General features: G+C 72.8%; 22 protein-coding genes. 15 read left to right on the top strand and 7 right to left on the bottom strand.

Annotated features, from left to right (window positions below; genetic code table 11):
* The first annotated feature begins 124 nt into the window (after positions 1 to 124).
* The 6 genes from ACA361_RS06645 (at position 125) to ACA361_RS06620 (ending at position 5,244) form a co-directional block, all read left to right on the top strand.
* Positions 125 to 862: an ABC transporter ATP-binding protein gene (locus tag ACA361_RS06645; RefSeq protein WP_375010865.1), complete on the top strand. Its 738-nt coding sequence runs from the start codon at positions 125 to 127 to the stop codon at positions 860 to 862.
* Entirely contained in the window at positions 859 to 1,593 is a 735-nt protein-coding gene (locus ACA361_RS06640) for an ABC transporter permease (RefSeq protein ID WP_375010864.1), read from the top strand. Before ACA361_RS06645 ends, ACA361_RS06640 begins: the two co-directional genes overlap by 4 nt.
* A gap of 77 nt (positions 1,594 to 1,670) precedes the next feature.
* Entirely contained in the window at positions 1,671 to 2,849 is a 1,179-nt protein-coding gene (locus ACA361_RS06635; protein WP_375010863.1) for an LCP family protein, read from the top strand.
* A 61-nt stretch (positions 2,850 to 2,910) separates the two neighbouring features.
* The gene (locus tag ACA361_RS06630; RefSeq protein WP_375010862.1) at positions 2,911 to 3,831 is read left to right on the top strand and encodes a proline dehydrogenase family protein; all 921 of its coding nucleotides are present in this window, start codon (positions 2,911 to 2,913) and stop codon (positions 3,829 to 3,831) included.
* 70 nt (positions 3,832 to 3,901) lie between these two features.
* Positions 3,902 to 4,696 carry a pyrroline-5-carboxylate reductase gene (proC, locus tag ACA361_RS06625; RefSeq protein WP_375010861.1) on the top strand — a complete coding sequence of 265 codons (795 nt, stop codon included), beginning with the start codon at positions 3,902 to 3,904 and terminating at the stop codon, positions 4,694 to 4,696.
* Positions 4,697 to 4,794: 98 nt separating this feature from the next.
* Entirely contained in the window at positions 4,795 to 5,244 is a 450-nt protein-coding gene (locus ACA361_RS06620; protein WP_375010860.1) for a hypothetical protein, read from the top strand.
* A gap of 96 nt (positions 5,245 to 5,340) precedes the next feature.
* On the opposite strand, the gene ACA361_RS06615 is transcribed toward ACA361_RS06620, so the two are convergent.
* Complete coding sequence (locus tag ACA361_RS06615; protein WP_375010859.1) at positions 5,341 to 6,441, bottom strand: alpha/beta hydrolase; 1,101 nt, start codon at positions 6,439 to 6,441, stop codon at positions 5,341 to 5,343.
* A gap of 206 nt (positions 6,442 to 6,647) precedes the next feature.
* Between ACA361_RS06615 and ACA361_RS06610 the strand changes: the two genes are divergently transcribed.
* The 8 genes from ACA361_RS06610 to ACA361_RS06575 all read left to right on the top strand — a co-directional run bounded on the left by ACA361_RS06610 (position 6,648) and on the right by ACA361_RS06575 (position 13,818).
* Positions 6,648 to 7,865 carry an acetoin utilization protein AcuC gene (locus ACA361_RS06610; RefSeq protein ID WP_375010858.1) on the top strand — a complete coding sequence of 406 codons (1,218 nt, stop codon included), beginning with the start codon at positions 6,648 to 6,650 and terminating at the stop codon, positions 7,863 to 7,865.
* Positions 7,865 to 8,689, top strand: a complete 825-nt coding sequence (locus tag ACA361_RS06605; protein ID WP_375010857.1) for a phosphatase — start codon at positions 7,865 to 7,867, stop codon at positions 8,687 to 8,689. Before ACA361_RS06610 ends, ACA361_RS06605 begins: the two co-directional genes overlap by 1 nt.
* 360 nt (positions 8,690 to 9,049) lie before the next feature.
* A complete protein-coding gene (locus ACA361_RS06600; protein ID WP_030163775.1) occupies positions 9,050 to 9,253 on the top strand; it encodes a helix-turn-helix domain-containing protein in 204 nt (67 codons plus the stop codon).
* Between the two features lie 360 nt (positions 9,254 to 9,613).
* A complete protein-coding gene (locus ACA361_RS06595) occupies positions 9,614 to 9,712 on the top strand; it encodes a 30S ribosomal protein bS22 (RefSeq protein ID WP_018654693.1) in 99 nt (32 codons plus the stop codon).
* Between the two features lie 47 nt (positions 9,713 to 9,759).
* Positions 9,760 to 10,773 (top strand): NAD-dependent epimerase/dehydratase family protein, encoded by a 1,014-nt coding sequence (locus ACA361_RS06590; RefSeq protein WP_375010856.1) that lies wholly within the window; start codon positions 9,760 to 9,762, stop codon positions 10,771 to 10,773.
* On the top strand, positions 10,770 to 11,681 hold the full coding sequence (locus tag ACA361_RS06585; protein ID WP_375010855.1) for a lysophospholipid acyltransferase family protein: 912 nt from the start codon (positions 10,770 to 10,772) through the stop codon (positions 11,679 to 11,681). Before ACA361_RS06590 ends, ACA361_RS06585 begins: the two co-directional genes overlap by 4 nt.
* Positions 11,682 to 11,818: 137 nt before the next feature.
* Positions 11,819 to 12,646 carry an aldo/keto reductase gene (locus tag ACA361_RS06580; protein ID WP_375010854.1) on the top strand — a complete coding sequence of 276 codons (828 nt, stop codon included), beginning with the start codon at positions 11,819 to 11,821 and terminating at the stop codon, positions 12,644 to 12,646.
* A gap of 128 nt (positions 12,647 to 12,774) precedes the next feature.
* Positions 12,775 to 13,818: a tetratricopeptide repeat protein gene (locus ACA361_RS06575; protein ID WP_375010853.1), complete on the top strand. Its 1,044-nt coding sequence runs from the start codon at positions 12,775 to 12,777 to the stop codon at positions 13,816 to 13,818.
* Positions 13,819 to 13,823: 5 nt separating this feature from the next.
* Here the strand turns inward: ACA361_RS06575 and ACA361_RS06570 are convergent, their stop codons facing one another.
* The 6 genes from ACA361_RS06570 to ACA361_RS06545 form a co-directional block, all read right to left on the bottom strand.
* Complete coding sequence (locus tag ACA361_RS06570) at positions 13,824 to 14,732, bottom strand: LLM class flavin-dependent oxidoreductase (protein ID WP_375010852.1); 909 nt, start codon at positions 14,730 to 14,732, stop codon at positions 13,824 to 13,826.
* Between the two features lie 55 nt (positions 14,733 to 14,787).
* Positions 14,788 to 16,242 carry a DUF6882 domain-containing protein gene (locus ACA361_RS06565; protein ID WP_375010851.1) on the bottom strand — a complete coding sequence of 485 codons (1,455 nt, stop codon included), beginning with the start codon at positions 16,240 to 16,242 and terminating at the stop codon, positions 14,788 to 14,790.
* A 58-nt stretch (positions 16,243 to 16,300) separates the two neighbouring features.
* Complete coding sequence (locus tag ACA361_RS06560; protein WP_375010850.1) at positions 16,301 to 16,546, bottom strand: hypothetical protein; 246 nt, start codon at positions 16,544 to 16,546, stop codon at positions 16,301 to 16,303.
* Between the two features lie 7 nt (positions 16,547 to 16,553).
* A complete protein-coding gene (locus ACA361_RS06555; RefSeq protein ID WP_375010849.1) occupies positions 16,554 to 17,591 on the bottom strand; it encodes a hypothetical protein in 1,038 nt (345 codons plus the stop codon).
* A 118-nt stretch (positions 17,592 to 17,709) separates the two neighbouring features.
* Complete coding sequence (locus ACA361_RS06550; RefSeq protein WP_375010848.1) at positions 17,710 to 18,582, bottom strand: HAD family hydrolase; 873 nt, start codon at positions 18,580 to 18,582, stop codon at positions 17,710 to 17,712.
* Positions 18,583 to 18,855: 273 nt separating this feature from the next.
* On the bottom strand, positions 18,856 to 19,434 hold the full coding sequence (locus ACA361_RS06545) for a sigma-70 family RNA polymerase sigma factor (protein ID WP_375010847.1): 579 nt from the start codon (positions 19,432 to 19,434) through the stop codon (positions 18,856 to 18,858).
* Between the two features lie 255 nt (positions 19,435 to 19,689).
* Here ACA361_RS06545 and ACA361_RS06540 point away from each other — a divergent pair, with 255 nt between their 5' ends.
* Positions 19,690 to 20,946: a putative quinol monooxygenase gene (locus tag ACA361_RS06540; protein WP_375010846.1), complete on the top strand. Its 1,257-nt coding sequence runs from the start codon at positions 19,690 to 19,692 to the stop codon at positions 20,944 to 20,946.
* Positions 20,947 to 20,948 lie beyond the last annotated feature (2 nt).

The following is a 20,948-nucleotide window of genomic DNA, read 5'->3' as shown; positions in this document are numbered from 1 at the left end:
TGGCGTGTCTCGCGTTTCCGGGCCGGGAAGGGCCGAGACACGCCACGAGTCAACCCTCATGGGAGGGCTCATCGCCGTGCCGGGACTCCTTGACGGGGATGGGGGCCGGGCCTAAATTCAACACATGATGAGTTCTGATCCGGACGCCGCGGTCCGCGTTCGCGGGCTGCGGGTCGAGCGGGGCGGGCGCCCGGTCCTGCACGGGGTGGACCTCGCGGTGCCGCGCGGCACGGTCGTCGGGCTGCTGGGGCCGAGCGGCTGCGGCAAGACCACGCTGATGCGGTGCGTGGTGGGCGTCCAGATCGTCAAGGCCGGCGAGGTCACCGTGCTCGGCGAACCGGCCGGATCGCCCGGGCTGCGCCGCCGCGTCGGGTACGCCACCCAGTCGCCCGCCCTCTACGAGGACCTCAGCGTCCGCGAGAACATGCGCTACTTCGCCGCCGTGCTCTGCGCGCCGCGCTCCGACGCCGACCGGGTGATCGACGAGGTCGGCCTCGGCGGCTCCCGCGACCAGCTCGCCGGCACGCTCTCCGGCGGGCAGTTCAGCCGCGCCAACCTGGCCGCCGCCCTCCTCGGCGCGCCCGAGCTGCTCGTCCTGGACGAGCCCACCGTGGGCCTGGACCCGGTGCTGCGCCAGGAGCTGTGGGAGCTGTTCCGCGAACTGGCCGGCCGGGGCACCACGCTGCTGGTGTCCAGCCACGTCATGGACGAGGCGGGCCGCACCGACCGGCTGCTGCTGATGCGGGAGGGCCGGATCCTCGCCGACGGCTCGCCCGAGGCGCTGCTCGCCCGTACCGGCGAGCGCGACCTGGAGGCCGCCTTCCTGCACCTGATCAGTGAGACCGCCGGGAGCTCCTCGTGAATCTCTCGATCACTCTCGCCACCACCCGCCGCATCCTGCGCCAGCTCCGGCACGACCACCGCACGATCGGGCTGATGGTCGGGGTGCCGACGCTGCTGATGATCCTGCTGCGGTACGTCTTCGACGGGCCCGGCGCGTTCGACCGGATCGGGCCGATGCTGCTGGGCCTGTTCCCGTTCGTGATCATGTTCGTGGTGACCAGCGTCGGGACGCTGCGCGAGCGCACCAGCGGCACGCTGGAACGCCTGATGACGCTGCCGATGGGCAAGCTCGACCTGCTGCTCGGCTACGCGCTGGCGTTCGGGCTGCTCGCGCTCGTCCAGGTCGGCGTGGCGCTCGGCGTCTCCCTCACCTGGCTGGACCTCGGCCTCACCGGCTCGGTCTGGTCGCTGCTGCTGGTGGCGCTCCTGAACGCGCTGCTCGGCGTGGCGCTCGGGCTGCTGGCCAGCGCGTTCGCCCGGACCGAGTTCCAGGCGGTGCAGTTCATGCCCGCGTTCGTGCTGCCGCAGCTGCTCCTGTGCGGGCTGCTGGTGCCGCGCGAGAGGATGGCCAGCTGGCTGGAGGCGATCTCGAACGTGCTGCCGCTGTCGTACGCGATGGACGCGATGCGGCGGGTGACCGTCGAGGCGGAGTTCAGCGGCGCGCTCACCCGGGACGTGGTGATCATCTCCGGCTGCGTGCTGGTCGCGCTGCTGCTCGGGGCCGCCACGCTGCGCCGCCGTACCGGCTGACTCGTGACCGCTCCCTTGCTGATGACTGGCTGAATAACGGCGGGGTCTGTACTTTCCGGCTGATAATGTCGCGCGGCATGAGTCCCCATGAGCCGCAGGGCCCCCACGAGCCCGGCGCCGCGCCGGGCCCGGGCGGCCCGGGAGCCGGAACCGCCGACGCCGGCCGGAAGCCGCAGGGCTTCTTCGCCTCCGGCCCGGACGGACCGGACCCGCTCTTCGGGGACGGCCCGCCCGGCGGCGAGCGGCCGCGCAAGCGGCGGTGGCCGCGGATCCTGGCCGCGGTGGGCGTGTTCCTGCTGCTCGTCGTGATCGGCACGGTGGGCCTGGTGTGGCAGCGCCAGTCGTCGTACAACGGCAACATCGACCGGCTGCCCAGCGCGATGCCGACCGGCAAGCGGCCCGGCCCCAACAGCTCCGGCACGCAGAACTGGCTGCTCGTCGGCTCCGACACCCGCGCCGAGGTCGGCACCACCGGCGAGGGCGCGCGGGTCTGGAAGCCGGGCGGCCAGCGGTCCGACACGATCATGCTGCTGCACCTGCCGGCCGACCGCAGCAAGGCGTACGTGGTCTCGTTCCCCCGCGACTCCTGGGTGCAGATCCCCGGGTACGGCCCGCAGAAGATCAACGCGGCGTTCTCGTTCGGCGGCCCGCCGCTGCTGATCGAGACGGTGGAGAACCTGACCGGCATCCGGATCGACCACTTCGGGGCGATCGACTTCAACGGCTTCAAGTCGATGACCGACGCGCTCGGCGGCGTCGAGGTCAACATCGACAAGAGCGTGTACGACACCGCCAACAAGGTGCGCTGGGAGGCCGGCCGGCAGAAGCTGGACGGCGAGAAGGCGCTGCTGTTCGTCCGCCAGCGCTACAACCTGCCGAACGGCGACTTCGACCGGATCAAGCGCCAGCAGGCGTTCCTGCGCGCGCTGGCGCAGAAGGCCGCCGAGGGCGGCACCATCAGCAACCCGCTCAAGCTGGACCGGTTCCTGTCGGCGTTCACCAAGTCGATCAGCGTGGACGACTCGGTCAGCGCCGGCAAGCTGCGCTCGCTCGCGCTCAGCCTGCGCGGCGTGCGGCCCGGGGACGTGCAGTTCCTGACCACGCCCAACCGGGGCAGCGCGCAGCGCGGGCGGCAGAGCGTGGTGCTCCTCGACAAGGCGAAGTCGTCGGCGCTGTTCGAGGCCGTGAAGACCGCCGAGGTCGACAAGTACGTCCAGCAGCACGGCGGCACGAACAAGGTCGGCACCGTTTCCTAATCTCCGGGGCATAACCTGAAGAAGCGGGACGGAGCCGTCCCGTTCGGAGAAGGGGATGCAAGTGCTTCGTCAAGCCCTGCTGGTCGCCTCGCGCAGTGGAGGCGTGCGCAAGCTCGTGGAGACCGCCCCCCTGACCCGCGACGTCGTCCGCCGCTTCATCGCGGGCGAGACGATCGACGACGCGATGCGGGTCACCGGCGACCTCGCCGCCGAGGGGCTGCTGGTCAGCCTGGACGTGCTGGGCGAGGACGTCCATGACGCCGGCCAGGCGGGCGCGACCGTCAAGCACTACGTCGAGCTGCTGGAGCGCATCGCGGACTCCGGCCTCGGCCCGCGCGCGGAGGTGTCGCTGAAGCTCACCGCGATCGGCCAGGCGCTCGACGAGGACCTCACGCTGGAGAACGCGCGCCGCGTCTGCACGGCCGCGCGCTCGGCGAGCACCACGGTCACGATCGACATGGAGGACCACGAGCGGGTCGACTCGACGCTGCGGATCCTGCACGAGCTGCGCCGCGACTTCCCCGACACGGGCGCGGTCGTCCAGGCGTACCTGCGGCGCGCGGAGGAGCACTGCGCCGAGCTGGCGTACGAGGGCTCGCGCGTGCGGCTGTGCAAGGGCGCGTACGCGGCGCCGGAGTCGGTGGCGTTCACCGGCCGCACCGACATCGACAAGTCGTACGTGCGGTGCATGAAGGTGCTGATGGCCGGCAAGGGCTACCCGATGCTCGCCACCCACGACCCGCGGCTGGTCGACATCGCGGGCGCGCTCGCGGTGCTCAACGACCGCGGCACCCACAGCTACGAGTACCAGATGCTGTACGGCATCCGCCCGCAGGAGCAGCGGCGGCTGGCCGCGCAGGGAGCGCGGATGCGGGTGTACGTCGCGTACGGCGACGAGTGGTACGGCTACTTCATGCGCCGCATCGCCGAGCGCCCCCGCAACCTGGGCTTCTTCATGCGCTCGGTGGCCACCAAGTCCTGACGGCGGGCCCTGCCGCTAGGCTGGCGGCGTCGATCGATCCCCACGTCAATCCCCACGTCAAGGTGTACGAATGATCGCGATTCTGGGCGCCGGCAAGATGGGCGAGGCGCTGCTGTCCGGCGTGCTGCGGGCCGGGCGCCACCCGTCCGAGCTGAAGGCCACCGTGCGGCGCGAGGAGCACGGGACGCTGCTGCGCGAGCGGTACGGCATCGAGATCGTCCGCAACGAGGAGGCCGCGTCGACCGCGGACACGCTGATCCTGGCGGTCAAGCCGCAGGACATGGGCGTGCTGCTGGCCGAGGTCGGGCAGCGGGTGCGGCCGGGGACGCTGGTCGTCTCGATGGCGGCGGGGATCACCACGGGCTTCGTCGAGGAGCGGCTGCCGGACGGCGTCCCGGTCGTGCGGGTCATGTCGAACACGCCGGTGCACGTGGACGAGGCGATGAGCGTGATCTCGGCGGGCTCGCACGCCGGCGAGGAGCATCTGAAGCTGGCGGAGGAGCTGCTGTCGCCGGTCGGCAGGGTGCTGCGGCTGCCGGAGTCGCTCCAGGACGGTGCGACGGCGCTGTCCGGCAGCGGCCCGGCGTACTTCTACTACCTGGTGGAGGCGATGGTGGACGCGGGCATCCTGCTGGGGATGCCGCGGGCGGCCGCGCTGGAGATGGTGGTGCAGTCGGCGGTGGGCGCGGCGGTGATGCTGCGTGATTCGGGCGAGCACCCGGTCATGCTGCGCGAGGCGGTGACCTCGCCCGGCGGCACGACGATCTCGGCGATCCGCGAGCTGGAGCGGCACGGCGTGCGGGCGGCCGTTCTGGAGGCGATCGAGGCGGCCCGGAACCGGGGCCGCGAGCTGGCCGGCGGCTGATCCGCGAGTGGTAGCGTCGCCCGAAAGATCATCGTCGCCCTAATGATCACGACTCAGAACGGTTGATCCAAATCGTGCGCTATGACCGTGATGTAGGTATGGGACTCCTGCTCCGCGTGCTCGTCTTCGCCGGTCTGGCCGCCGACGCCTACACCCACTGGACCTTCGCGCCCGACATGGCCTTCGTCGGCGAGGGCGGCGCCGTCACCGGCGACGTGCTGTTCCGCGCCCAGGCCGTCGTGGCGGCGCTGGCCGGGCTGCTCGTGCTGGCGTGGGCCCGCCGGTGGACGTACGCGATCGCGTTCCTGGTCGCGGCCAGCGCGTTCGGTGCCGTGATCCTCTACTACATGGTCGACCTCGGGGCGCTCGGCCCGATCCCCGACATGTACGACCCCGCCTGGTACTCCGAGAAGACGATCAGCTCGATCGGCGAGGCCGTGGCCGCCGTCGCCGCGCTGGCCGGGATCCTCACGGCGGGCCGCAGGCGCAAGGACGGAACCCCGCCGCAGGACGGTTCCGGCGAGGCTTTGCAGGAGCAGCGCACCTGACCGGTGCGCCCGGTTGGCGAGGCAGCTCCGCACGGCCACGGCTCACGGCCAGGTGACCGTGCGGAGGTGCCTCAAGCTGGAAGGACCCGGTCCGGCTCAGGCGGCCTCGGTGCCGGCGGGGTCGGCGGCCACCACGGAGCGGATGAACCGGCTCGTCTCGCGCATCGCGGCATCGGCCTCCGGCAGGACGCGGTTCAGGATCTGGAAGACGTGCATCTGGCCCTTCCATACCTGTAGTTCGCAATCCGCGCCCGCGTCGTTCAGCGCCCTGGCCAGTTCCTCGGCCTCCGGGCGCAGCACCTCGGCCCCGCCGACCTGGATGAGGAACGGGGGCGTGTCCGTCCAGGGGCAGGCGAGCAGGGCCAGCCGCGGGTCGTCGAATCCGGCCGGCCCCACTACGAGACGGGCGACCCGGCGCGCCGAGCGGGCGCTGATGTACGGGTCGCGGGCGCGCCGCTGCGCCTGGATGGAGAGTTCGCAGGACAGATCGACCCAGGGGGAGAACAGCACGGTCCCGGCCGGGCGGGGCAGGCCGGTCCGGCAGATCTCGGCGGTCAGCGACGCGGCCAGGTGGCCGCCCGCCGAGTCCCCGGCGATCACGATGCCGGCCGCCGGGACGCCGCGGTCCAGCAGCCAGCGGTAGGCGTCCAGGGCGTCCTCCAGCGGCGCCGGGAAGCAGTGCTCGGGCGCCAGCCGGTAGCGGGGCGCGAAGACGGGCAGGCCCGTGTCCAGCGCCAGCCGCGCGGTGATCGAGCGGTGCGTGCGGGGCGAGCAGAACACGTACCCGCCGCCGTGCAGGTAGAGCACGGCGCCGTGCGGCCTGGCGTGCTCCACGTCCAGGGCGTCCCTGGCGTCCTGGACGTCCTGGGTGCTCCCGGTGTCGCGCGTGACGATCCACTCGCCGCGGAGGGAGCGCCGCCGGCGGCCCGACTCGACCCGCGGGTCGACCACCTGCCGCACCTTGACCCGCTGGTTCGGCCGCAGCAGCAGCGAGGCGGCGTCGACCGTGGAGCGCGCGGTGCGGATGCCGCGCGCGTGCCCCGGCACGCGGTGGAGGAACGGCCGCATCCCCATCCGGATCGCTCCCGAGACGACCCGGCTCCGGACGCTCGGGCTCCCGTCGAACCCGGCGTCGTACGCGGTGTCTCCCAGCATGACCACCTCCGCCGAGCGGGCGACCGAGCGATGCGCTTCCATCAACCCCCCTGGGATCCGAGGCTCGCCATGTTTCGTGCGTATTACATGGATGCCCGTTTTCTGGCGGTAGTTCACCTAACAACTTCGTAGCGCGGAGGTTCGGCGTACGGGACGGGCCCCGGCCAGGTCCGGCCGGTATGCCCATGTATCAGGTGATGTGATCCAGGACACGGCCGTCACCTGCGCGGGGACGGTAGCGTGAGGTCATGAGCAGTCCCCCATCGCCCCCGTCGTTCGAGGACTGCGGGCTGCAGATCCTGTGGGACGACCGGCTCATCTCCTACGATTTCGGCCCCGGGCACCCCATGAATCCGGTGCGGGTCGAGCTGACCATGGCCCTCGCCCGCGAGTACGGCCTCCTGGAGCGCCCCAACGTCCGGGTCGAGAAGTTCGAGGCGGCCGGCGACGGCCTGCTCGGGCTGGTGCACGGCGAGGCGTACATCGCGGCCGTGAAGCACGTGGGGGCGACGGGCCTGCCGGAGCCGCGCTACGGCCTCGGCAACACCGACAACCCCGTCTTCCTGGGCATGCACGACGCGTCCGCGCTGGTGGCGGGGGCCTCGGTGGCCGGCGCCCGGGCGGTCTGGACGGGCGAGGCCGAGCACGCCGCCAACATCTCCGGCGGCCTGCACCACGCGCTCCGCGACGCCGCCAGCGGCTTCTGCGTCTACAACGACCCGGCCGTCGCGATCGCCTGGCTCCTGGAGAACGGCGCCGAGCGCGTCGCGTACGTCGACATCGACGTCCACCACGGCGACGGCGTCCAGGCGGCCTTCTACGACGACCCGCGGGTGCTGACCGTCAGCCTGCACGAGACGCCGCGCACGCTGTTCCCCGGCACCGGCTTCCCCAACGAGACCGGCGGTCCCGGCGCCGAGGGCACCGCGGTGAACGTGGCGCTGCCGCCCGGCACCGGCGACGCGGCCTGGCTGCGCGCGTTCGACGCGGTGGTGCCGCGGGTGCTGGAGGCGTTCCGGCCGCAGGTGCTGGTCAGCCAGCACGGCTGCGACGCGCACGCCCTCGACCCGCTCGCGCACCTGATCCTGACCCTGGACGGCCAGCGCACCGCCTACTCCTGGCTGCACCGCCTCGCGCACCGGCACGCGGGCGGGAAGTGGCTGGTCACCGGCGGGGGCGGCTACGAGCTCGTCCAGGTCGTCCCGCGGGCCTGGACGCACCTGCTGGCCGAGGCGGCGGGCGCCCCGATCGACCCGGGGTCCGCGTGCCCGGAGGAGTGGCGCGAGTTCGTGCGGCGGCGGACCGAGGAGATCGCACCGCGCCGGATGACCGATGGCAGGAGCGTGGTGGAGGTCATGACGTGGGAGAGCGGCTTCGATCCGGAGAGCCCGGTGGACCAGGCGGTGCTGGCGACCCGGCGGGCGGTGTTCCCGGAGCACGGCCTCGACCCCATGACGGACGTCTGATGGCCGGGGACGGTGCGGCGGCGGTCCCCACCCGCGCGGAGCTGCGCGAGCAGCTGGTCCGCACGATGATCGCCGGCGATGTGGCCACGCCCCGCCAGAACAACCTCCTGCACTACAGGCGGATGGCCGCGCGGCACCCGTACTACCAGTTCGGCCTGGAACTCAAGCCGTCCTGGACGGAGCGCGAGGTGCTGTCGATGATGGTCGAGCGCTGCGGCGTCGACCCCGACCCGATGCACCTGTACGGCGACGACACCATCGACCCCGACATCACCATCGACATGCTGGAGGCGATGGGCGACCGCATCGGCCGCGCGGCGCGCGCGCAGGAGAAGGTCGTGCTCGCCACCGGGCATCCCGCCACGCTGACGCCCGTCTACCAGGCGGTCGCCGCCGCGCTGCGGGCCGCGGGCTGCCGGATCCTCACGCCGGCCGCGGGCTGGGCGTACGAGGTCGACACCGGCTACCACGACACCGAGCGGCGGTGGATCGTGTACGCGCCCGAGGGCGTGGCGATGCTGGAGGGGGAGGAGGGGCGCACGCACCACACCCACGACCCCTTCCCGATGGAGGCGATGCTCCGGGAGCTCGCAGCCGAATCAACGGATTGGCCGGATCTGGCCATCGCGGACCACGGCTGGGCCGGGGCGGCCGGCCAGGCCGGGATCGACACCGTCGGATTCGCGGACTGTAACGACCCCGCCCTGTTCGCGGGCGCCGCCGAAGGCAAGATCGACGTCGTGGTCCCGCTGGACGACGGGATATCGCCGCACCACTACGGCCCCATGACGGCCTACCTACTCGACCGGGCCGGCCTCGGCTGAGCGCCGGGCGCCTGTCCCTGTCTGTCCTGGTGTGTCACTGAATGTTACGGAACGTCCGTACCGTGGCCGCCGTGTGCTCGCGGAGCCCCTGTGGACGCCTGAGTCGCAGGTCATCGCCTGATCTGGGTTGACAACCGGTCGTCGCGCTACGCCACGTACCGTCAAGGCCCACGCTGCGTGCCCGCACGGAGGGTTCCCGTCGAAAGCACACTGTGGCCCTTCCGACAGGTCGGGATACGGAAATGGGTGGAACTCCCCTCTTGCGACTACCGATACACGATTTACGCTGGGGGAAGTACACGTGCGTGATCAAAGTCACCCAAAGGGCCGGTGCGCGGCACGTGTGGAAGAGGGCGTCCGATGAGCTCAGGCGAGCGACCTCTGAGTGAGGTCAGGTTCCTGACCGTGGCCGAAGTGGCGGCGGTGATGCGGGTGTCCAAGATGACCGTCTATCGCCTCGTCCATTCAGGAGAGCTGCCCGCGATCCGCGTGGGCCGTTCCTTCCGGGTACCCGAGCAGGCCGTACACGACTATCTGCGCGAAGCGTTCATCGAAGCCGGATAACGGGGTACTGCGGGGCCATGACCCATGACCTCGCCGCGACACTCGGCATCCGGCCGCGCAGGGGGAGTCCGCGCGGACCACGCGATCCGCGCGGGGAGCTGGGGAACGAGAGAGGACCAGGACCGGTCGGCGGCCGTCTTGCGGCCGTTCGCGGTGTCCGGGGAGCCGGGGGCACGTCCGATGTCCGCGGCGCCCTGGGCACCGGAAAGGACACCGTCCCGGCGGCGGCGCGCGCCCTTGGGGTGACCGGGGGCCTGACCGTGACCGATGCAGCGGTACGCTGGGGCACCGGCCTGTGCGCGTTCGTGAAGAGCCGCACGGCCGACTCCTGTCGACACCCGATACGCCGAGCGAGGTCCCGTGGGCTCTGTCATCAAAAAGCGCCGCAAGCGGATGGCCAAGAAGAAGCACCGCAAGCTGCTGAAGAAGACGCGCATCCAGCGGCGCAACAAGAAGTAAACACACCGGCTACTCAGCCGTAAGGGGTGGGGCGCACAGTGTCTTCCATGCCCTCCGCTGCGGCCCGTGTCGTCCTCGTCACGGGCGTGTCCCGTTTTCTGGGGGCCCGGGTCGCCAACACCCTTCAGGCCGACCCGGGCATCGAACGGGTCATCGGGGTGGACACGGTCCCGCCCGCGACGCCGCTCGGCCGCACCGAGTTCGTGCGCGTCGACATCCGCACGCCGAGCATCGCGAAGGTCATCTCCTCCGCCGAGGTCGACACGGTCGTCCACCTGAACCTGGTGACGTCGCCGTCGGTACCGCGGTCGAAGGTGAAGGAATTCAACGTCATCGGCACCATGCAGCTCCTCGCTGCCTGCCAGCGGTCGCCGGACACGCGCAAGCTCGTCGTGCGCTCCTCGGCCGCCGTGTACGGGTCCTCGCCGATGGACCCCGCGGTGTTCGGGGAGGACGACGAGCCCGTCGAGGCGCCCAGGTCCGGCTACGCCAAGGACGCGTGCGAGGTCGAGGGCTTCGTCCGCGGGCTGTGCCGGCGCCGCTCCGACCTGACGGTCTCGGTGCTGCGGTTCGCCAACTTCCTGGGGCCGGGGGTCGACTCCCCGCTGACCCGCTACCTGCGGTTGCCCGTCGTGCCGACGGTGCTGGGGTTCGACCCCCGGCTCCAGTTCGTCCACGAGGACGACGGCGTCGAGGTGCTGCGCCGGATGACGGTCGAGGACCACCCCGGCACGTACAACGTCGCGGGCGACGGCGTCCTGCTGCTCTCGCAGGCGCTGCGCCGGGCCGGCCGCTCGTACGTGCCGCTGCCGTCCCCGTCCATCTCCGTCGCCGGTGACATGGGCCGCCGCTTCGCGGGTATGACGGGCTTCTCGCCCGAACTGCTCCGCTGGCTGACGTACGGCCGCGTCCTGGACACCGGCCGGCTCGTCGCGGAGCTGTCGTGGCGGCCGAAGTACACGACGGAGGCGGCGTTCGCGGACTTCCTCTCGGCCCGGGTGCCGGAACGCGGCGTTCCCCTCCAGCTCATCGAACGGCTGATCGGTCGGAGAGGCACATGATGAACGCGCAGGAAGAGCACGGCGAGGGCGCGCGCGTCATCCCGCTGAAAGCGGCACGCCCGGAACCCGAGCCGTCCGGTCTCGAACGCAGGCTCGCGTCCGGCCTGGCCTTCCTGCGCCGCCGCATCGCGGGCGAGTACGAGGTCGACGAGTTCGGCTTCGACACCGAGTTCAACGACTCGGTCCTGCTGCCGCTGGCCCGCGCCTTCTACGAGCACTGGTTCCGCGTCGAGCTGTTCGGGCTGGAGAACATCCCGGCCGAGGGCGGCGCCCTGATCGTCGCCAACCACTCCGGCACGCTGCCGCTCGACGGCATCATGCTGACGGTAGCCACGCACGACCACGCCCACCGCGACCTGCGCCTCCTCGGCGCCGACCTGATCTACCAGGTCCCGCTGCTGGGCCACCTGTCCCGCAAGGCCGGCCACACCCTCGCCTGCCACGCCGACGCCGGCCGCCTCCTCAACAAGGGCGAGCTCGTCGGCGTCTTCCCGGAGGGCTTCAAGGGCGTCGGCAAGCCGTTCAGCGAGCGGTACCGCCTCCAGCGCTTCGGCCGCGGCGGCTTCGTCGGCACCGCGCTCCGCTCCAACGTCCCGATCATCCCGTGCGCCATCGTCGGCGCCGAGGAGATCTACCCCAAGATCGCCGACCTGCGGCCGCTGGCCCGCCTGCTGGGCCTCCCGTACTTCCCCGTCACCCCCACCTGGCCCCTCCTGGGCCCGGCCGGCCTGCTGCCGCTGCCGTCCAAGTGGATGATCCAGTTCGGCGAGCCGATGCCGCTGGAGGAGTACGACGCCGCCTCCGCCGAAGACCCCATGACCGTCTTCGACATCACCGACCATGTGCGCGAGACCGTCCAGCAGATGCTGTACGACACCCTCCTCCGCCGCGGCCCGGCCTTCTTCTGACGCGATACGCGCGCGATGGGCCGGCGGCGGGGCGCCGGCGGAACCCGCCGCTCGGCGGCGGCTTCAGAACCGTGTCAGCCCGGCTCCACGGGACAAGATCGGTAATGTTGCCGTCGACGAAAGGGACAGCGACGCACATGACCTCGTTCCAGATCGGCGGCGACCTGACCGTACGGCGGCTCGGCTTCGGCGCCATGCACCTCCCCACCGAGCCCGCGTCCGCGCGCGAGAACTCCGTCGCGGTCGCCCGCCGCGCGGTCGAGCTGGGCGTCACGCTGATCGACACCGCGTTCATGTACGGCTGGGGGGCCAACGAGGAGATCCTCGCCGAGGCCCTGCACCCGTACCCGGACGGCCTCCAGATCACCACCAAGGTCGGCATCGTCAACCCCGGCGGCGAATGGGCGCAGGACGCCCGCCCGGCCTCCCTGCGCGCCCAGGTGGACGCCGCCCTGCGCCGCCTCCGCGTCGACCGCATCGGCCTGATCCAGCTCCACCGCCTCGACCCGGCCGTGCCGATCGCCGACCAGCTCGGCGCCCTCCGCGACCTCCAGACCGAAGGCAAGATCGCCCACATCGGCCTCTCCGAGGTCACCACCGGTGAATTGGCCGAGGCCCGCCGGACCGCCGACGTCGCCAGTGTCCAGAACCGCTACAACCTCCTGGACCGCGAGCACGAGCCCGTGCTGGAAGCCTGCGAGGAGGCGGGGATCGCGTTCCTCCCCTGGCGCCCGGTCGCCTGGGGCAAGTCAGGCGAGCGCGCCGAGATCGCCGCCATCGCGGCCGAACTGGACGCCACCCCGACCCAGGTCATGCTCGCCTGGCTCCTGTCGCACTCCCCGGTCATGATCCCGATCCCGGGCACGGCCGACCTGGCCCACCTGGAAGAGAACGTCGCCGCAGCCGGCCTGACGCTCACCGAGGACCACCGGACCCGCCTGAACGACCTCGCCGCCGCGGCCTAGGCAGCCGATCAGCGCGTAAGGCCAGGGCGCTCCGCGGTGGCCGCTCGGCCCGGCCGGCCGTGGTGATCGAATGTCGGTCGCTCGTGGGATGCTCGGCGACGCCGAGCTCCCCCCGAGAAAGCGCCGCCATGACCGATCACGCCCTGCTCGATGCCGACCGCCGGCCTCTGCCGCTTCCGCCCGATCCGCCGAGTCCGGTGCCGGACGAGGTCGGGCCGGGGCTCTCGGCGTACCGGGCGGGGGACGTCCAGCGGGCGCGGGAACTGCTGGGCGCGGTCGCCGGCGCGGGGCGTACCAGTGTGTCGGGGCATGCCGCGATGGCCCTGGCGGGTGTCGAACTCGATCAGAACGGCCTGGACGGCCCCTCCCGCAAGTGGCTGAAGCAGGTGGTCACGGGAGAGGACCCCTGGCTGGGGCCCTTGGCCGCCGTACTGCTCACCACGGAGTTCCTGTCGGCCGCGGACCGGTCGCTCATCCAGAGCCTCGCGGCGCAGCTCACGGGCGACGCCGACACGGCCAGGGCCGGGTTCGAGAGCGCCGCCGAGCGGCAGCGGGGCACCGGAACCGGGGACGCCGCCCGGCTGCTCCTCGGCAATCTGCTGCTGCACGGCGGCGAGGACGCCGCGGCCCTCAAGGCCCTGCAGTACGTGCGGTCGCGGAGCGACGGCGTGTTCGCTGCCTACGCGGGCCACCTCGAAGGGCACGCGCTCATCGGGCAGGACGAGAAGGAGCGGGCGGGGGAGGTCCTCCAGTACGCGCGCAGGGAGTCCCATCCGGCCAGGGGAGGGGACGCGGGCCTGTTCCCCTGGATCGCCGTCCGGCTCGGCGAACTGCTCGCGGGCGACGCCTGGCTGGACCTCGTCCACGACCAGATCGAGCGGTCCGGCGTGAGCGAGGGCACGGTGATCCGGGAGCCCTTCGAGGCGGCCCACTACCAGAGCGCGGTCAGCAGTCCCGCGCTCGCCGACATCGGCCTGTTCCTGTTCCCCGCGGACTTCGAGCCGGTGCACGCGGCGCTGGAGCGCCTGAAGACCTGGAGCGGCGAACGGTACGACCGCGCCCGCAGGCTGATCCTCGCGCTCCACCCGCACGTCGAGGACGGCCGCGACACGGAACGCACCCGAGGGCTCGCGGGCCTCTGGACGGACCTGGACCTGCCCCGGCCGCGCTGAGCGGGTCAGCCGTGCAGCAGGGCCCGTGCCTCCGCCAGCAGGTCGACCTGGGCGCGCCAGTCGCCGCCCGCGAGGCCGATGACGGCGTGCGCGGCACCGGCGTCGCGGTACGCGGCCAGCCTCCCGGCGGCCTCCTCCGGCGTGCCGGTGAGCGGGACGCCGAGGACCTCGTCGAGCGGGCGGCCGTACGCGCCGCTGATGCCCGCCGCGATCTCCTCGCGGGACGGGACGCCCGGGCCGGTGCCGAGGGCCGCGGTGCCGCCTATGGCGATGGCGGGCGCGGGACGGCCGTGCTCGGCGGCGAGCCCGGCGAGCCGGGCCCCGCCTTCGGCGACCTCGCGGGACGAGATCAGGGACGGGAACCAGCCGTCGCCCAGCCGGGCGGCCCGCCTGATCGCGACGGGGGAGGCGTTGCCGACCCAGACCGGGGGCATCGCCGTGGCCGGCGCGAGCTCGGCGGCCGGCTCGCCGGGCTCGTCCGGCAGCCGGACCTGCTCGCCGGCCAGGAGGCGGGGCAGGAGTTCCAGGGCCGTGTCCGTGCGGGCGCCGCGCCGCCCGTACGGGACGCCGGCGGCCGCCCACTGCTCCGGGCCGCCGCCCGAGCCGACGCCGAGCACGAGGCGCTCGCCCGAGACGTACTGGAGGGTCGCGATCTGCTTGGCGGCCCAGGCCAGCGGCCGGATCCCGGGCACGAACACGCTGGTGCCGGTCCTGATCCGGGACGTGGCCGCGGCGGCGGTGGCCAGCGCGATGGACGACTCCAGTACCGGCCCGCCGACCGCGAGGTGGTCGCCGTGCCACACGCCGTCCAGCCCGGCGTCCTCGGCGTGCCGCGCGGCCGCCCGCAGGTCGATGCCGTCCCGGCGCTGGACGGCGACGCCGGGCAGGATGACTCCGATCTCCAGATTCCTCATGATCGCAGCATGCGACCTCAAGGAAGGTTGATGTCAACGCCTCCCGGGCCGCGCGTCACGGGAGCCCGCCGCGGCCGGCCGTGTGGACGCCGGTGTCGATGATGTCGCCGGTCGGGCTGAACGCCGCGCGCACCTCGTAGGCGCCGAACCGGCCGCCGATCCAGCGCCGCTCCGGGAAGAACGCCACGTTCAGGACGGCACCGGACCGGCGGATCGCCCAGACCGCCAGCTCGTACATCGTGTCCTCGCGCGCCGCGGCCGGGGTCAGCGGGTGCAAATCGCGGGCGGCCTCGTCGATGTCGGCCGCGAGGGTGTCGGGACCGACGTCGCCGGGGCCCGGCCGCCACGCGCCGTCCACGGCGACGAACCGGCGGCGCTGCCCGTCCTCGATCTCCAGCACCCCGCCGGCGCCCAGGACCTCGGCGGCGACCTGGGCGAGGTGGCGGACGGTCGCCTCCGGGCGCGCGTACGGGGCCAGGCCGAGTTCGGGTTCGAGCTCGCGCAGGGCCTCGCCCCCGATCTCGGCCGTCACGGCGGCCGTGACCGCGGCGTCCGCCCACCGCCACGTCCCCGCCTGGAGATCGTGGACGCCGAGGAGACGGCCGGGCAGCGTCCCGCCGGGGAACCGGAGCGCGCCGCCCGCCCACTCCGGGACGGCACCGCCCAGCTCCTTCTCCGCGTACCCGGCGAAACCGGCCCTCCACCGGACGGACCAGGCCGCGCACCGCGCCGCGAGCCCCAGCAGCTCCTCCGGGAACAGCCGATCCGCGTGGACCTTCTGCACGGTCTCCGACACCCCCAGCACGGGATCGCCGTCGCTCTCGGGGACCGGCGGGCCGCCGTCGGGACCGATCACCTCGACGCCGAGGAGGCGCCCACCGTCGTACGTCATCACGGCACGGTCGCCGCTGGGATAGACCGCCTCGGCGCGGCCGTTCCCGTACGTGACGTCCAGATCGTGGTGGCCGAAGTAGCCGCGCAGCAGCTCCTCGGCGGGGCCGGGCACGTACCCCTCGCCCCGCAGGACGCCCTCCAGCCCGGCCGGGCGCGGCCGCGCCGCCGGCACCGCCGGATCCCTCGTGATCATGAACGTGCGGCCGCGCGCGTTGTGCGCGTACACGATCGCGCCCCGCCCGCCCAGGACGCCCATGCAGATGAGCGTCAGCCGGTACGCCATCAGGCGCGGATCCGGATAGCCGCCGAAGTCGAGCAGCCGCTCGGTGAACTCGGGGACGCCGCCGGACTCGCCGAACTCCCGCAGCTCCTCGCAGAGGACCGTGCCCGCACCGCGCTCGAACGAGTCGTTCCCCCACGCCCACAGCCACGTGCCGTCGGCGGCGAACGTCCCGAGCAGGTCCGCCCGCAGCGTGATCCCCGACCGGGTCGCCGTACCGTCGCCGAAGTCCGCGTCGGTCACGCCCACGGGCACCAGCCGTTCGAACAGCTCCGCCTGTTCGGAGGCCCACCCGTTGTGCTTGCGCGCCAGAGCCAGCAGCGGTTCGCTGAGCATCCCTCTCCCCTCGCGTGAGTACGAGGAGTGGGACTCGGCTCGGGATGATCTCGTTCCGTCAGTCCGGGCCGCGCTCGCGCAGCTTGGCGGCCACCCGGAAGTCGACGTGGACATCGCGGTAGACCGTGCCCGCCCGGACCCGGTCGGGCAGGTTCGTCCGGGTGCTGCCGGACGCGGACTCGCCCGCCGGCTCGGCCGCGTGCGCGACGTCCACCTCCGGCTCCTCGTGGAACACCAGCTCATCGGCCCGGACGGACGCGGTGATCTCCACGTCCGGGCGCTCGGGGCGTTCCGGCTTCACCATGACCGGGTCACTCCCCTGTCATCCGCTTGAGGAACCGCCCGACGGCGTCCACCCCGTCCCGGCCGGCGCGCAGCGACTTGCGCCCCAGCAGGGCGGCGGCCTCGGCCGCGCTCATGTCGTCCTCCTGCGCCGCGGCCTTGCCGGTGCGCTCATCGGCGCGGCTTCCGCCGCCGGAACCCGCGCCCGCGACGCCGGCCGCCTCCTCACCCGTACGGTCCGCCGCCCCGGAACGCTGCCCGGCGGGCCGCTGGGACGATCCCGCTCCGCCACGCGGCCCCTCGCCGCCGGCGTCGCCCCGATCGGCCGCTGGGTCCGCCTTCCCCGCGGCACCCCCGACGCCTCCTGCCGCGCCGACACCTTGCCCCGCCACGCCGCCGACATCGCCGACCGCACGGCCCGTACCGGCACCGAGGTCGCCGACGCCCTGCCCGGCTCCCGCGCCCAGGTCGCCGACGGCACGCCCGGTGCCCTGGCCGAGGTTCTCGACGCCCTGCCCGGCACCGGCGCCCAGGTCGCCCACGGCGCGGCCGGTGCCCGCACCGATGTCGCTCACGCCCTGGCCGGCGCCCGCGCCGATGTCGCCGACCGCGCGGCCGGTGCCCGCGCCGATGTTCTCGACGCCCCGGCCCGCGCCCGCGCCGATGTCCCTGACGCCCTGACCGGCGCCCGCGCCGATGTCGCCCACGGCGTGGCCGGTGCCGGTGCCGACGTCCCGCAGCGCCGAGCCGGCGCCCCGGGTGATGTCGCGGATGATCTCCGGATTCTGGTCGATGGTCTGCAGGACGCGTTCGATGATCGCGGCGACGTTGTCGAGCCTGACCTTCAGCAGGGCCTGGGCCTCCACGCCCTTGATCGTCAGCTCGACGCGGCCGAGGACGACGTCCGCGCCCACGTTGAGGCGGAGGAGGTCCAGGACCTCGGCCTGGAGCGACACCTTGGCCTGGAGGTTCTCGACCTCCAGGGTGATCTCGTCGACCTTGACCACCGGGACGTCGAGCAGGACGTCGGTCTCCTCCTGCTTCTCCTGCCGGTCGTTCTCGGACATGAGCAACCCCCCGTGACCCACGGGTGTGCGTTGGCGTGGGTACATCCGCCGGGCGTACCCGGTGGAAGCCCAGGTCAAGCGCCTATACCGGGTGCTTTCGCCGCCGCCCGGGGCCGCGTCAGGAGCGGTAGTGCTTGCGCAGGGCGATCCCGGCGGCGACACCGCCGGCCAGCGCGCCCGCACCCGCGGCGGCCGGGAGGGCGACCATGGTGACCTTGCGGCCCGTGCGGAAGTCGTGGACGGGCCAGCCGTGCGCCTTGGCGTGGTCGCGCAGGGCCGCGTCGGGGTTGACGGCGTGCGGGTTGCCGACCGCGGTGAGCATGGGCAGGTCGTTGACCGAGTCGCTGTACGCCGAGCAGCGCGACAGGTCGAGGCCCTCCCGCTGCGCCAGCGCCCGCACGGCCTCGGACTTGGCCGGCCCGTGCAGGAGGTTGCCGACCAGCCGGCCGGTGTAGACGCCGTCGCGGGTCTCGGCGACGGTGCCGAGGGCGCCGGTGAGGCCGAGCCGGCGGGCGATCGTCCGGGCCACCTCGATGGGCGTGGCGGTGACGAGCCACACCTGCTGGCCGGCGTCCAGGTGCTGGAGCGCGAGGGACCGGGTGCCGTGCCAGATCCGGTCGGCCATCACCTCGTCGTAGATCTCCTCGCTGAGCCGGACGAGATCGTCCACCTTCTGCCCGGCGACGAAGGCCAGCGCGGCCTCGCGGGCGGTGTGGATGTGCTCGGCGTTCTCGGCGCCCTTGAAGCGGAACGACGCCTGCCCCCACGCGAACATCGCCAGATCGCGCATCGTGAACAGCTTCCGCGACGCCAGCCCGCGGGCGAAGTAGTAGATCGACGCGCCGCGCATCATCGTGTTGTCGACGTCGAAGAACGCGGCGGCGGTCGGGTCCGGTTCGGGCAGCGGGCTCGGGGCGGCGGCGGCCGCGGCGGCCACCTCGCCGGACTTCTTGTGCTCTTCGCTGCGATCGCGCTGCCAGAATCGACGCATGCCGCAGAGCCTAGTCAACGGGCTTGGTGCGGCTCCTTCTTCGCGGGGAATTGCGAGAGTCCTCACCGCGGACGGCGGCCGCGGCCACCAGCCGTTCACGCAGGCCCGCGCGGAACGCGGGGTCGGGTCCCGGTCCCGGTGGCCGGAGCCGTTCCAGCGATGTGCGCGCGGCCTTGATCCGCCTCGTTCCCACGGCAGCCCCCCATGCGAATAAGGTCTCGCCCCGCAAAACGAGGAGTGGCCGCGCTGGTTACGGGCACCCGTGTGAGATTCTCATTTTCGATCGTCGGGGAGCATCCGGGCCAGGGAACGCACGGCGCGGTACTGCAACGCCTTGATCGCGCCGGTCTTCCGGCCCATGATCAGCGCGGTCTCGGCGACCGACAGGCCGTGCAGGAAGCGCAGGACGACGCACTCCTGCTGGTCGGAGCCGAGGCGGCGGACGGCCTCCAGGAGCGCCCGGTTGGTCATCGCGGTCAGGACCGTCTCCTCCGGGCCCTCCTGCGTGCGGGCGGGCTCCAGGAGTTCGGCGGTGCAGACCTCCAGCCGGTAGCGGGCGGACTTGAAGTGGTCGGCGACCAGGTTGCGGGCGATCGTCACCAGCCAGGCCCCGAAGTCCTTGCCCTGCCAGTTGTACGACGGCATCCGGCGCAGCGCCCGCAGGAACGTCTCGCTGGTGAGGTCCTCGGCGAGGGGATGTGACCCGACGCGGAAGTAGACGTACCGGTAGACGAGGTCCACGTAGTGGTCGTAGAGGAGGCCGAACGCCTCGGCGTCGCCGGCCCGCGCCCGCAGCGCGAGGTCCTTGAACGGAGGCTCTGCCGTCCGGACATCGAGGGTCAGGCTGCTCATGCAGTTCTCCTCGGGGCGTACGCGACCTCCGACGTGAAATGCCACTGTAGGTACTGAACGCGACACCGGCAATGGTGCCGGGAACGCAAAGAACGCTGTTTGTTCCCGTTCCCAGGGGCGGACTTTCCGGCCCACAGGCGCGGCGCGGCGGCCGCTCGTTTCCGAGGCGGTTACCCGTCGCGGTCCCGCATCGGGCACCATGGGGACGCGATGGTCGATGCTCTTCTCGCGCTTCCGGCGACCCTGGGTGCCTTAGTGGCCACCGGGTTGCTCGTCATGCGCGCCAACAAGGACCGGCTGCTCTACCTGATCGCGTGGTCCACCACGCAGGTCGGGCTGTCGCTGGCGCTGATCTCCATGCTGCTGGGCTTCCTGCTCGGCTTCGGCGGGCCGATGTTCCGCGTCGTCCAGCTGGGCGCGGCGCTGCTCGCGCCGGTCTGGCTGGCGCTGGGCGTGATCGAGCTGATCGCGCGGTACGTGCAGGTGCGCTTCGCCGCCTGGCTGTTCGCGATCTCGTACACGGTCGTCGCGGTGGTGATCATCCTCGTCGACCCGGTGAAGGGCTCGTTCACCAAGAAGCTGCCCAACCCGCGGCAGACGTACGACGCGCTGCCGCTGCTGCTGATCGACGGCGCGCACGTGGTGGCCGTGATCGCGCTGGTCGCGTGCCTGGCGGTGACGGCCGTGCTGGCGAGCAGGCAGGACCGGGAGGCGGCCGAGTTGCTGATCCCGCTCGCGCTGGTGGCGCTGGCGGGGGTGCTGGCGGTGAGCGGCACCCGCGGGTTCCTGCCCGGCTCGCTGTCGGCGATCGCGCTCGGCGGCGCGGCCGGGCTCGTCTGGTACGGGGCGATGCGCACCCTCCCCGTGTATGACGAGGACGAGGACTACGACGACGGGTACGGCGACGAGCCGGCGACCGGCTACGAGGACCAGGGCTACGCCGCGCCCCGCCCGCCCGAGCCCCGGCAGCCGGAGCCGCGCCAGGCCCGCGGCCGCGGCAGGCGCGGGGAGCTGCGCTTCCCCGACCAGGCGGCGCCGGTGGAGGAGCCGGGCTTCCCCGAGTCGCCGGCCGCGGCGACCGTCATGGACGACGTCCGCAACGCGCTCCCGGACGGCGCGGCGGGCCTGCCGGGCGCGGGCGAGCTGTCCGCCGCCCGCGGCCAGATCACCGTCTACACGCTGCTGGACGGCCGCGAGGAGGCGTTCGACCGGCTGGCCGAGGAGCTGGTGCGGGCGGCCCGCGCCGCCGAGCCGGACACGCTGGTCTTCACCTGCCACGAGGTGGAGAACGCGCCCACGCAGCGGATCTTCTACCGGCTGTTCCGCGACCAGGCGGCGTTCGCCGCGCACGAGCGCCAGGCGCACCTGCGCCGGTTCGCGGCCGAGTCCCGCACCCACGTGCTCACCACCAACGTCATCGACCTCAAGCTCGGTTCCGGCAAGCTGCCGCCGCTGCCGCCGGCGCGTACCGGCCGCGGCGCGCCGCCGGCGCCGGCGCCCCCGCTGAGGTGACC

Origin of the sequence: Actinomadura sp. 21ATH (genome assembly GCF_041951345.1) — a bacterium.
Lineage (GTDB): Bacteria > Actinomycetota > Actinomycetes > Streptosporangiales > Streptosporangiaceae > Spirillospora.
Note: the sequence above shows the minus strand (reverse complement) of the source record. Positions and strands in the feature narration are given on the sequence as shown.

Coding starts and splice junctions, on each gene's coding strand:
- ACA361_RS06645 (WP_375010865.1), top strand. CDS start 125: ATGATGAGTTCTGATCCGGACGCCGCGGTCCGCGTTCGCGGGCTGCGG.
- ACA361_RS06635 (WP_375010863.1), top strand. CDS start 1,671: ATGAGTCCCCATGAGCCGCAGGGCCCCCACGAGCCCGGCGCCGCGCCG.
- proC (WP_375010861.1), top strand. CDS start 3,902: ATGATCGCGATTCTGGGCGCCGGCAAGATGGGCGAGGCGCTGCTGTCC.
- ACA361_RS06620 (WP_375010860.1), top strand. CDS start 4,795: ATGGGACTCCTGCTCCGCGTGCTCGTCTTCGCCGGTCTGGCCGCCGAC.
- ACA361_RS06615 (WP_375010859.1), bottom strand. CDS start 6,441: ATGGAAGCGCATCGCTCGGTCGCCCGCTCGGCGGAGGTGGTCATGCTG.
- ACA361_RS06610 (WP_375010858.1), top strand. CDS start 6,648: ATGAGCAGTCCCCCATCGCCCCCGTCGTTCGAGGACTGCGGGCTGCAG.
- ACA361_RS06605 (WP_375010857.1), top strand. CDS start 7,865: ATGGCCGGGGACGGTGCGGCGGCGGTCCCCACCCGCGCGGAGCTGCGC.
- ACA361_RS06600 (WP_030163775.1), top strand. CDS start 9,050: ATGAGCTCAGGCGAGCGACCTCTGAGTGAGGTCAGGTTCCTGACCGTG.
- ACA361_RS06590 (WP_375010856.1), top strand. CDS start 9,760: ATGCCCTCCGCTGCGGCCCGTGTCGTCCTCGTCACGGGCGTGTCCCGT.
- ACA361_RS06585 (WP_375010855.1), top strand. CDS start 10,770: ATGATGAACGCGCAGGAAGAGCACGGCGAGGGCGCGCGCGTCATCCCG.
- ACA361_RS06580 (WP_375010854.1), top strand. CDS start 11,819: ATGACCTCGTTCCAGATCGGCGGCGACCTGACCGTACGGCGGCTCGGC.
- ACA361_RS06575 (WP_375010853.1), top strand. CDS start 12,775: ATGACCGATCACGCCCTGCTCGATGCCGACCGCCGGCCTCTGCCGCTT.
- ACA361_RS06570 (WP_375010852.1), bottom strand. CDS start 14,732: ATGAGGAATCTGGAGATCGGAGTCATCCTGCCCGGCGTCGCCGTCCAG.
- ACA361_RS06565 (WP_375010851.1), bottom strand. CDS start 16,242: ATGCTCAGCGAACCGCTGCTGGCTCTGGCGCGCAAGCACAACGGGTGG.
- ACA361_RS06560 (WP_375010850.1), bottom strand. CDS start 16,546: ATGGTGAAGCCGGAACGCCCCGAGCGCCCGGACGTGGAGATCACCGCG.
- ACA361_RS06555 (WP_375010849.1), bottom strand. CDS start 17,591: ATGTCCGAGAACGACCGGCAGGAGAAGCAGGAGGAGACCGACGTCCTG.
- ACA361_RS06550 (WP_375010848.1), bottom strand. CDS start 18,582: ATGCGTCGATTCTGGCAGCGCGATCGCAGCGAAGAGCACAAGAAGTCC.
- ACA361_RS06545 (WP_375010847.1), bottom strand. CDS start 19,434: ATGAGCAGCCTGACCCTCGATGTCCGGACGGCAGAGCCTCCGTTCAAG.